This is a genomic window from Komagataeibacter sp. FXV3, assembly GCF_015155755.1.
Lineage (GTDB): Bacteria > Pseudomonadota > Alphaproteobacteria > Acetobacterales > Acetobacteraceae > Komagataeibacter.
The window spans coordinates 1-10,282 of record NZ_VWPI01000089.1 but is presented as its reverse complement, the minus strand read 5'-3'; the positions used below and the strand labels follow the sequence as shown (position 1 = coordinate 10,282).

Sequence of the window (10,282 nt, the reverse complement as noted above, 5' to 3'; positions counted from 1 at the left end):
TAAGAGACAGGTGGGGGTGCGCGGGGTCGTGGGCATGTCATCGGCACAGGCGGCCGTGGTCAGCCGGACAATGACCAGCAGCAGGACGATGGTATCGCGTGGGATATGCCCCAGCGTGAAGATGCGGCGGCGCCACGTGCCCATGCTCTCCGGCCCCCTGGACTGCGGACGCAGGATGATGACCGGAAACCGGCAGCGTTTCATGTCCGCCGCCTGCGGTGGATGGGCGGGGTGTCGGGCAGTGCCAGCAGGACTGTCCCCCGGATGGCGCATGCTTCTTCTATCCGTACGCGCAGGGCCTGACCGGGGCGGAATACCGTGGTCGTATCGCGTCCGCTCAATGTCTGCGTTTTTTCGTCATGATGCCACTGATCTTCCGGCAGGGCAGACATGGGCAGCAGTGCGGAGGTGCCGGTTGCATCCAGTACGGTGAAAATGCCGAATCGCGACAGGCTGGATATATGCGCGTCCATGACCGTGCCCACGCGGGCGTACAACCATGTGGCGGCGTAGCGTTCCAGCGTTTCGCGTTCGGCCTGTGCCGCGCGGCGTTCGGTGCGGGTTATGGCAAGCCCGGCTTCCTCCAGTTCGTCATGGCTGGGGGCGGGGCCGGGTTCCAGCCCGATGGCCACTAGCAGGGCGCGGTGGGTCAGCAGGTCGGCATAACGGCGGATCGGACTGGTGAAATGGGCATAGGCCGCAAGGGACAGGCCAAAATGCCCGACCGGTTCGGGGCTGTATTCCGCCTGGTTCTGCGCACGCAGGATCAGTTCGTTCACCAGCCCGGCCTGATCCGTATCGCGCACCTGCCGCAGTACGTGGTCAAGGTCGGCGGCGCGCAGGCTGCCCACCGGCGGCAGTTTCAGTCCCATCGTGCCCAGCGTGCGGCGCAGGCTTTCCAGCCGTTCGGGCGTGGGGGGCGCGTGGATCCGGTACAGGCAGGGCAGATGCCGTCCCTCCAGACAGCGTGCGGCGGCGACATTGGCCGCGATCATGAATTCCTCGACCAGACGGTGGCTGTCGAGGCGGATGCGCGGCTGGATGGCTGCAATCTGTCCATGGTCATCCAGACGCACCAGCCGTTCGGGCAGTTCAAGGTCCAGCGTGCCACGTTGCGCCCGTGCCGCGGACAGGCACCGCCATGCCCCGAACAGGCTGTCCAGCAACCCTTCGGGCAGGGCAGCGATGATGGCATCGGGCACACCGTCACGCGCGGCCTGCACCTGTTCATAGGTCAGGCGGGCGGCGCTGCGCATGATGCCGCGCCCGAATCGGGCGTTGCTGATGGCGCCGCTGGCGGCCACATCCATGGTGACGAAAATGCAGCCCCGGTCTTCCCCCGGTCGCAGCGAACACCATCCGTTGGACAGATCCTCGGGCAGCATGGGAATGACCCGGTCGGGAAAGTAGACCGAATTGCCCCGCAGCCGTGCTTCCCGGTCCAGTGCGCTGTTCGGGCGCACGTACCATGCGACATCCGCGATGGCGACGGTAATGCGGAAACCCTCGCCATCAGGTTCGGCATAGACCGCGTCATCAAAATCCCGTGCATCCGCGCCGTCTATTGTGACCAGCGGCATGTCACGCAGGTCGGTGCGGCCCTGGGCCGCCACGCCACGGGCGGCCTTGGCCTGCGCCAGTGCCTCGGCGGGGAAGACATGCGGAATTCCCAGCATGGCCACCGCGATCATGCTTATGGTCCGGGCGTCCCCCTGCGGGCCAAGGCGTTCGATGATCCGCGCGGGATGCAGCCCCGGTCCGGACTGGGGCAGGGGGGTGGCGATGACGATTTCGTTATCGGGCGTATCCGCGTCCTCACCCATGGGAATGACCCATTGCGCCTTCGCACGCCGGTCGGCCGGGGTCAGGATGCCCGCCGGGCGATAGCGGGCAGGTGCGGACGCCATGGGATCGGTCGTATCCAGGGTGCGGAACAGGCCCACGACCTGCATCGGCGCATCGGTCAGGCGGCGCAGCGTGCGGCCTTCATACTTGCCCGGTCCGATACGGCGCAGGCGGGCGACCACGCGTTCACCCGGTGCCAGGGCGGCCCGGCCACGTAGTTCGGGATGCATGAAGACGACCGGCGCGCTGCCTTCCCCATCCCACTGCACGGGCCGCGCGATGGGGTCGCCATCCGAATCCGTGCCGGTCACCTGCACGACCATGGATTCAGGCAGCCGGTCCGAAACGCGGAAGCGCCGCGCGCCCGCGGGCGCCAGCGTGCCATCCAGCGCCATGTCGCGCAGCATCTGGCGCAGGGCCTGTTTGTGTTCGGGGCCCAGCCCGAATTCCCGGCTGATCTCGCGCTTGCCGATCCGCCCGGTTGCGTTTTCGATAAACGCGCGAAGCTGTTCACGATCCGGCAGTCCGCCCGCACGGGCCTGTGGCGTGCCCGTGGGCAGGGGGTCCGGCATCTCGGAAGTTGCTGGACGCTGCCGTTTCATGATCAGTCGCTCTCGCTTTCGGTCTTGGCCGGGGTGGCCTTCTTGCGGGTCGTGGTCTTGCGCGTGGTCGTCTTGGTGGCCGGCTTGGCTGCCGTCTTTTTGGGTGCTGCCTTTTTCTTTGGCGCGGCCTTTTTGGGCGCGGCTTCCTCGCCTTCCGCCGCCTTGGCCTTTGTCTTGCGGGCGGCGGGCTTGCGGGTGGTGGTCGCCTTCTTACCCTTGGCCTTCAGCGGCTTGCCCTTTTCGGTCAGCAGCGTCAGCGCTTCGTCCATCGTGACATCATTCATGTCCTGACCACGCGGCACGGTCGCCACGATCGAACCATGCTGCACATAGGGACCAAAGCGGCCCTTGCGCACCATGACCGGCTCGCCATCCTTGGGGTGGGGACCAATGGTGCGGATGGAGGCCAGTTTCTTCGCCAGCGCGTCCACCGCGCGGTTCAGGCCCACGGTCAGGACATCATCATCCTTGTCCAGCGACCCATACACCGCACCCATTTTCACATACGGCCCGAAGCGGCCCAGACCAGCCTCGATCGGCTCACCCAGTTCGGGGTGGATGCCCACGATGCGCGGCAGGGACAGCAGGCCCACGGCCTGTTCCAGCGTAATCTTGTCGCCATCCAGCCCGCGCGGGATGGTGGCGCGCTTCGGCTTGGCCTTCTTGTCCTCGGGGTCGGGTTCGCCCTGCTGCACATACAGCCCCCACGGACCACGGCGTACGGTCACTTCCTCCCCCGTGGGGGCATTGCCCAGCACGCGCATGCCGTCCTTCAGTGATGCCGCGTCCTCGCCTTCCTTTGACGGGTCAACCACCAGTTTGCGGGTGTACTGGCATGTGGGATAGTTGGAACAGCCAATGAACGCGCCATAACGCCCCAGCTTCAGCCCCAGACGCCCCGTACCGCAGGCAGTGCACACGCGCGGGTCCTGGCCGTCCTCGCGCTGCGGGAAGAAATAGGGGGCAAGGTCCGCATCGAGCGCCGTGATGACGTCGGATATCTTCAGGTCCTTGGTCTGGTCCACCGCGTGGGAGAAATCGGACCAGAACGCGGACATGACATCGCGCCAGTTGGCGCGCCCGCCGGAAATGTCATCAAGCTGTTCCTCCAGCCCTGCCGTGAACTGCGTATCGACATAGCGTTCAAAGAAGGACGTGAGGAAGGCCGTAACCAGCCGCCCGCGATCCTCGGGCACGAATCGCCGGTTTTCCAGCTGCACATAGTTGCGGTCGCGCAGCACGGTCAGGATGGAAGCGTAGGTGGAGGGGCGGCCAATGCCGATTTCCTCCATCTTCTTCACCAGCGATGCTTCCGAATAACGTGGCGGCGGCTGGGTGAAGTGCTGTTCCGCCGCGACCTCGCCCCGCCCGATGGCGTCGCGTTCCTTCATGGCGGGCAGCATGCGGTCCTGGTCATCATCCGCCTTGGCGGGGGAATCGTCGCGACCTTCGCTGTACAGGCGCAGGAAACCGTCGAATGCGATCATGGACCCGGTGGCGCGCAGGGTCACGCGCTGCTGGCGGTCCACGATATCGACCGCCACCTGATCGAGTTCGGCCGACTGCATCTGGCTGGCGACCGAGCGCTTCCACACCAGGTCATACAGCTTCTTCTGTTCGGGTGAGAGGTAGCGCGCCATGTCCGCGGGCGTGCGGCGCACGTCGGTCGGGCGGATGGCTTCATGCGCTTCCTGCGCGTTCTTGGCCTTGGTGGAATACATACGGGCCTTTTCGGGCACGTACTGCTCGCCAAAGCTGTGGCCGATATGGCTGCGGATGGCGCTGATGGCCTCGCCCGCCATCTGCACGCCGTCGGTTCGCATGTAGGTGATCAGGCCGACCGTCTCACCACCGATATCAATGCCTTCGTACAACTGCTGGGCCGTACGCATGGCCACCTGCGCGCCCATGCCCAGCTTGCGCGATGCTTCCTGCTGCATGGTCGATGTGGTGAAGGGCGGCGGCGGGTTGCGTCGGACCTTGCGGCGTTCAACCTTATCAACGCTGAAGTCGCCTGCTTCCACTGCCGCCCTGGCGTCCATGGCGCGGGCTTCGTTGTTCAGGTCGAACTGGTCCAGCTTGTGCCCGTCCAGATGGGTCAGGCGCGCGGAAAACGCAGCCCCGCCCGGCGTGGTCATGCGGGCGATGACCGACCAGTATTCGCGCGGCTTGAAGACCTCGATCTCCGCCTCGCGCTCACAGATCAGGCGCAGGGCGACCGACTGCACGCGGCCCGCGCTGCGTGATCCGGGCAGCTTGCGCCACAGCACCGGCGACAGCGTGAACCCCACGAGGTAGTCCAGCGCGCGCCGGGCAAGGTATGCCTCGATCAGCGGGAAATCGAGCCCGCGCGGGTGCGCCATCGCGGTCTTGATGGCGCTTTTGGTGATTTCATTGAAGGTGACGCGCTGCACGTCGATCCCCTTGAGGAGGTTCTTCTCCTCCAGGATCGCACGCACGTGCCACGAAATGGCTTCCCCCTCACGGTCAGGGTCAGTGGCGAGGTAGAGGTGCTTGGCCCCACGCAGCGCCTTGGCGATGGCCGCGATCTGGCGGCTGCCGCGCTCGTCGGTTTCCCACACCATGGCAAAGCCTTCGTCGGGCCTGACGCTGCCATCCTTGGGCGGCAGGTCGCGCACGTGCCCGAACGAGGCAAGAACCGTGTAGTTATCACCCAGATACTTATTGATCGTTTTCGCCTTGGCTGGCGATTCGACCACCACGACGTCAGTCATTCTGTCTCCGGATCACGATTCTAAAACCTTGTATAATCCCGGCTGTCAGGCGGGGGGTGGACGCCGCACGACCATATCCCCCGCAAGGAATTCGATCGTGCCCGCAATCTCCATTTCCGACAGGACGGTCAGGACTGCTGCTGTCGAGAACTGGCAGCGCCGTACAAGATCGTCAACAGGTGATGGCGTGAAAGATAGAAAACCCTCTATCATTTCATGAAGGTCACCCGTCCCCGCCGGGGGGGCGGCAGGCGGTGGCGCGGGCATAGCCCGTGGGCGGGATTCATGACGTGGGGCGACATCACGCGCCGCGGCAACGGATGGTGGCGCCTGCAGGGGAAACAGTGTGGTTTCTTCCACGAATTCAGGGAGTTCACGCAGGATATCGCGTTCGTTTTCCGTCAGCACAGCGCCTTGGCGCAACAGGTCGTTGCTGCCATGGCAGCGCGGATCCAGCGGCGATCCTGGCACGGCAAATATGGTGCGGTCATATTCCAGCGCCATGCGGGCGGTAATCAGGCTGCCTGAACGCAGTGCCGCCTCGATCACGACGCAACCCAGCCCCAGACCCGCGATCAACCGGTTGCGACGCGGGAAATGCCGTGCCTGTGGTACCGTGCCCAATGGCGCTTCGGTTACAACCGCGCCAGTGCGCGCGATCTGGTCCTGCAGGGCGGCATGTTCAGGCGGATAGGGGCAGTCCAGTCCCCCCGCAATGGCCGCCACCGTGCGGCCCGCCGTCATGGCGCCGCGATGGGCGGCAGCATCGATCCCGCGCGCCAGCCCCGATACGGTGTCCACGCCGTGGGCGGCCAGCAATGCGGCCAGGCTTTCCGCCATGCGGATCCCGCCCGATGACGCATTGCGCCCCCCCACGATACCAACCATGCGATTCGCCAGCAGCGCCGGGTTACCCAGCACGCTCAGGACCGGCGGCGCGTCATGCAGGCCAGCCAGCAGGGGCGGATAGCCGGGTTGCCCCTGCACCAGCAGGTGCGCGCCCATGGCCTGCAGGCGGTCGATTTCGCGCAATGCTTCATCACGCGGGCAGACCGGGCCGACGCTGCGGCTTATGCGGGTAGCCCCGCGTTCCAGCATGTCGAGTGCGGCATGTACGCTGCCATGCGTGCGGACCAGGCGGCGGTAGCTGACCGGGCCGATGCCGTCCGTCCGCGCCAGCCGCAGGCAGGCCAGCACCGTTTCGGCATCGGGCACGCTCATGCGCTTTTCTGGCCGATCCTTGGTTCCGTGCCCTTCAGCAGGCGGGTGATATTGGCATGATGGCGGATCAGGATCATCACCGCGATCAGGCAGCCCGCGACATAGGCGGGGGAAGAAAAGTCGATCCGTCCCGGCCGGATCATGAGCAGCGGCAGCGCCGCAAAGGCAATGATCGCGCCCGCTGATGAAATGCGCGTGACCCTGGCGAAGATCAGCCACAGCGCGCAGCAGCATAAGCCCACGCCGGGCATGAGCGCCAGTATGCAGCCCAGACCGGTCGCGACCCCCTTGCCGCCACGGAATTTCAGCCACACGGGAAAGCAGTGTCCCGCCACGGCAAAGATGGCGGCAAGGGATTCGGCGGCCAGCGTATGGAACGGACACAGCACGAAGGCGCAGAAAACCGCGAATGCCCCCTTCGTGCCATCCAGCGCCAGCGTGCCCGCCGCCAGCCCCTTGCGCCCGGTGCGCAGCACATTGGTGGCCCCGATATTGCCCGACCCGATCTTGCGGATGTCCCCATTGCCCGACAGCGCCGTCAGCACCAGCCCGAAGGGAATGCTGCCGATCAGGTAGGACAGGAACGCGACCGCCGCCATAAGCGGCATGTCATAGGTGGGGATGCCGTATATCATGCGGCGGCGGCCCCGAAGACGCGTCGTCCGTTCTTCCATGTGCCCAGCACGCGGCCTTCCAGCGCGCGGCCGTCAAAGGGGGTATTCTGGGCCTTGCCCGGCAGTTCGCCTGCCCGCACGATCCAGCCCGTATCGGGGTTGAACAGGCACAGGTCGGCAGGCTGGCCCACGGCCAGTGTCCCGGCCCCGCTGCGCAGCACGCCAGCAGGCCGATGGGTCAGCAGGCCCAGGGCGTCCATCATGCCGATATTGCCTGCATGTACCTGCGCCAGGGTTACGGCCAGCAGCGTGCACAGTCCCGTTCCCCCGGCGGCGGCCATGGCAAAGGGCTGGCGCTTGTCATCCGCGTCGCATGGCATGTGGTCGGACGCGATGGCATCGATCGTGCCATCGGCCAGCGCCGCGCACACCGCCTGCCGGTCCGCTTCCGCACGCAGTGGCGGCGACAGCTTGGCATAGGTGCGGAAGTCCCCGATCACGGTTTCATTCAGGTCGAAATACGGTGGCGCGGTATCGCATGTCACCCTGATGCCATCGGCCTTGGCCGCGCGGATCAGGTCCAGCCCCTCGGCGGTGGAGACATGGCCAAAATGCAGCCGCCCGCCCGTCATGCGTGCAAGGCGGAGGTCACGTGCGATCAGGATCGCCTCCGCCGCCGCAGGAATGCCCGGCAGGCCAAGGCGGGTCGCCAGTTCGCCATCGGTCGCACAGCCCCCGCGCGCCAGTGACGGGTCTTCGGGGTGCTGGACGATCAGCGCGTCGAACCCCCGGGCATAGGTCAGCATCTGCCGCATGGTCCGGCTGTCGGCAATGGCGCGGGGACCGTCGGTAAAGGCAATGGCGCCTGCTTCGGCCAGCAGGCCGATTTCCGCCATTTCCGTGCCCGCGCATTCCCGCGTCAGCGCGCCATAGGGTAGGATGTCGATCATGCCCGTTTCCACGCCGCGCGCGCGCAGCAGGCGGGCAAGGGCGGGGTTGTCTATGGTCGGGCTGGTATTGGGCAGCACGGCGATGGTGGTGATGCCACCGGCCACCGCGGCCTTTGCGGCGGACAGCACCGTTTCACGGTATTCATAGCCGGGTTCGCCAATCGTCACCCGCATGTCCACCAGGCCGGGGCACAGCACAAGCTGGCCACCGCCATCAACAACCTCGGCCCCTTCCGGCGCGCCTTCGGCCTGCGGCAGGTCGGTGCCGGCAATCACGCCGCCATGCACCAGCAGGCGGCCGGGACGGTCAAGGGCGCTTGCGGGATCGATCAGGCGGACGTTTTCAAACAGGACCGGCTTCATGCGCCATCTCCCCCGCGTGAGAGGATGTCCAGAACCGCCATGCGCACGGCAACCCCCATTTCCACCTGTTCGCGGATCACGCTCTGGTCGGAATCGGCAACACGGCTATCAATTTCCACGCCCCGGTTCATCGGGCCGGGATGCATGACCAGCGCATGCGGCTTCGCCAGCGCCAGACGCTTGTTATCCAGCCCGTAGAAACGGAAATATTCACGCGCGCTGGGCACCTGCGTGCCCTTCATGCGCTCGCGCTGCACGCGCAGCATCATCACCACGTCCACCCCGCGCAGTCCGTCTTCCATCGTGTGGTGGATGCTGACCCCCAGCGCCCCGATTGCACCGGGCACCAGGGTCGGCGGTCCTACAACGCGCACCTGGCAACCCATGGCGGTCAGCAGGTGGATGTTGGACCGTGCGACACGGCTATGGCTGACATCGCCACAGATGGCGACGGTCAGCCCTTCGAACACGCCGAAATGGCGGCGAATGGTCAGCGCATCCAGCAGCGCCTGTGTCGGGTGTTCATGCGTGCCGTCACCGGCATTGACCACGCTGGCCTGCACCTTCTGCGCCAGCAGGGCGGGGGCGCCGGACTGCGAATGACGCACGACCAGCAGGTCGGTATGCATGGCGTTCAGGGTCGCGGCCGTATCCAGCAGCGTCTCCCCCTTGTTGACCGAGGAACTGGCGACCGTCATGTTCACCACGTCCGCGCCCAGCCGCTTGCCCGCCAGTTCGAACGAGGTGCGGGTACGGGTGCTGTCCTCGAAAAACAGGTTGATCAGCGTGCGCCCGCGCAGCAGGTCGCGCGGGGTTTTGCGCGACCGGTTGAGCAGGGCGTAATGTTCCGCCAGATCAAGGATGGGCGTGATCCGAACGGGATGCATGCCCTGCACGCCCAGCAGGTGGCGGCCCGGGTGGGTCAGGAAGACATTGCTGCCATGGCTGCCGCGCTCACTCATGGGCGGCAACCGCGTTGATGCGCGCCAGTACCTCGTCCCGGCCAAGGGCGGCCAGCGTATCATCAATGCCGGGTGACATGGTGCTGCCGGTCACGGCGGCGCGCAGGGGCTGCGCCACCTTGCCCAGCTTCATTTCATGCGTTTCGGCAAACTGGCGCAGGGTCGCGTCGATGGCTTCCCTGTCAAACGGCCCGGTCGCCTTCAGGGCTTCGGCCAACCTGCCCAGCATGACGCGGTTTTCAGGCGTCAGCTGCTTTTCGGCCTTGGGGGTGAATTCAAGCGGTAGCGAACGGCCAAGGAAGGCAGCGTTGTCCGCCAGTTCCACCAGCGTCTTCGCCCGTTCCTTCAGCCCCGGCATAAGCGCCAGCACCTTCGCCCGCGTGGCGTCGGAGGTATCGACCCCCTCCATCTTGCCCAGACGCTCCATCACGTCATTGGTCAGGCGCGTGTCATCGGCCTGACGCAGCCATACGCCGTTGATGTACAGCAGCTTGGCGTAATCCATGCGCGAGGGCGAACGGCCCACGCCATCAAGGTCGAACAGCTTGATCTGTTCTTCCCGCGACAGGATCTCGGCATCGCCGTGGCCCCAGCCAAGGCGCAGCAGGTAGTTGTTCAGGGCTTCGGGCAGGTAGCCCATTTCCCGGAATTCCACGACCGACTGCGCCCCGTGCCGCTTGGACAGCTTGGCCCCGTCCGGCCCGTGGATCAGCGGCAGATGCGCGAAATGCGGCAGATCCCAGCCCATGGCGCGATAGATCATGGCCTGGCGGAAGGTGTTGGTCAGGTGGTCATCGCCGCGGATGACGTGGGTGATGTCCATGTCATGGTCATCCACCACCACCGCAAGCTGGTAGACGGGGGTGCCGTCGGCGCGCAGGATGATCATGTCATCAAGTTCGGCATTGGCCACGCGCACGTCGCCCTGCACCAGGTCATGGATGGTGGTCTCACCCTCACGCGGGGCCTTGATGCGGATGGTATAGGGGG

Annotated in this window: 7 protein-coding genes and 1 pseudogene; all 8 read right to left on the bottom strand. The window is 65.8% G+C overall.

What is annotated here, in order from left to right; genetic code table 11:
- A pseudogene (locus F1542_RS08725) lies at positions 1–204 on the bottom strand (peptidase S41); the annotation flags it as partial.
- The gene (locus tag F1542_RS08720; protein ID WP_193732691.1) at positions 201–2,417 is read right to left on the bottom strand and encodes a ribonuclease R family protein; all 2,217 of its coding nucleotides are present in this window, start codon (positions 2,415–2,417) and stop codon (positions 201–203) included. The gene F1542_RS08720 and the pseudogene F1542_RS08725, both read right to left, overlap by 4 nt.
- Positions 2,418–2,449: 32 nt before the next feature.
- Positions 2,450–5,182 carry a type I DNA topoisomerase gene (topA, locus tag F1542_RS08715; RefSeq protein WP_193732690.1) on the bottom strand — a complete coding sequence of 911 codons (2,733 nt, stop codon included), beginning with the start codon at positions 5,180–5,182 and terminating at the stop codon, positions 2,450–2,452.
- A 45-nt stretch (positions 5,183–5,227) separates the two neighbouring features.
- Positions 5,228–6,403, bottom strand: a complete 1,176-nt coding sequence (dprA, locus tag F1542_RS08710; RefSeq protein WP_193732689.1) for a DNA-processing protein DprA — start codon at positions 6,401–6,403, stop codon at positions 5,228–5,230.
- Positions 6,400–7,038 (bottom strand): glycerol-3-phosphate 1-O-acyltransferase PlsY, encoded by a 639-nt coding sequence (gene plsY / locus F1542_RS08705; protein ID WP_193732688.1) that lies wholly within the window; start codon positions 7,036–7,038, stop codon positions 6,400–6,402. The genes dprA and plsY overlap by 4 nt, the downstream gene beginning before the upstream one ends.
- On the bottom strand, positions 7,035–8,330 hold the full coding sequence (locus F1542_RS08700) for a dihydroorotase family protein (protein ID WP_193732687.1): 1,296 nt from the start codon (positions 8,328–8,330) through the stop codon (positions 7,035–7,037). The genes plsY and F1542_RS08700 overlap by 4 nt, the downstream gene beginning before the upstream one ends.
- Complete coding sequence (locus F1542_RS08695) at positions 8,327–9,292, bottom strand: aspartate carbamoyltransferase catalytic subunit (protein ID WP_193732686.1); 966 nt, start codon at positions 9,290–9,292, stop codon at positions 8,327–8,329. The genes F1542_RS08700 and F1542_RS08695 overlap by 4 nt, the downstream gene beginning before the upstream one ends.
- Positions 9,285–10,282, bottom strand: a 998-nt coding sequence (gltX, locus tag F1542_RS08690) for a glutamate--tRNA ligase (RefSeq protein WP_193732685.1), incomplete at its 5' end; no start/stop codon positions are given. The genes F1542_RS08695 and gltX, both read right to left, overlap by 8 nt.

Excerpts from the sequence above, each read along its gene's own strand:
- F1542_RS08720 (WP_193732691.1), bottom strand. The coding sequence starts at position 2,417 with ATGCCGGACCCCCTGCCCACGGGCACGCCACAGGCCCGTGCGGGCGGA.
- topA (WP_193732690.1), bottom strand. The coding sequence starts at position 5,182 with ATGACTGACGTCGTGGTGGTCGAATCGCCAGCCAAGGCGAAAACGATC.
- dprA (WP_193732689.1), bottom strand. The coding sequence starts at position 6,403 with ATGAGCGTGCCCGATGCCGAAACGGTGCTGGCCTGCCTGCGGCTGGCG.
- plsY (WP_193732688.1), bottom strand. The coding sequence starts at position 7,038 with ATGATATACGGCATCCCCACCTATGACATGCCGCTTATGGCGGCGGTC.
- F1542_RS08700 (WP_193732687.1), bottom strand. The coding sequence starts at position 8,330 with ATGAAGCCGGTCCTGTTTGAAAACGTCCGCCTGATCGATCCCGCAAGC.
- F1542_RS08695 (WP_193732686.1), bottom strand. The coding sequence starts at position 9,292 with ATGAGTGAGCGCGGCAGCCATGGCAGCAATGTCTTCCTGACCCACCCG.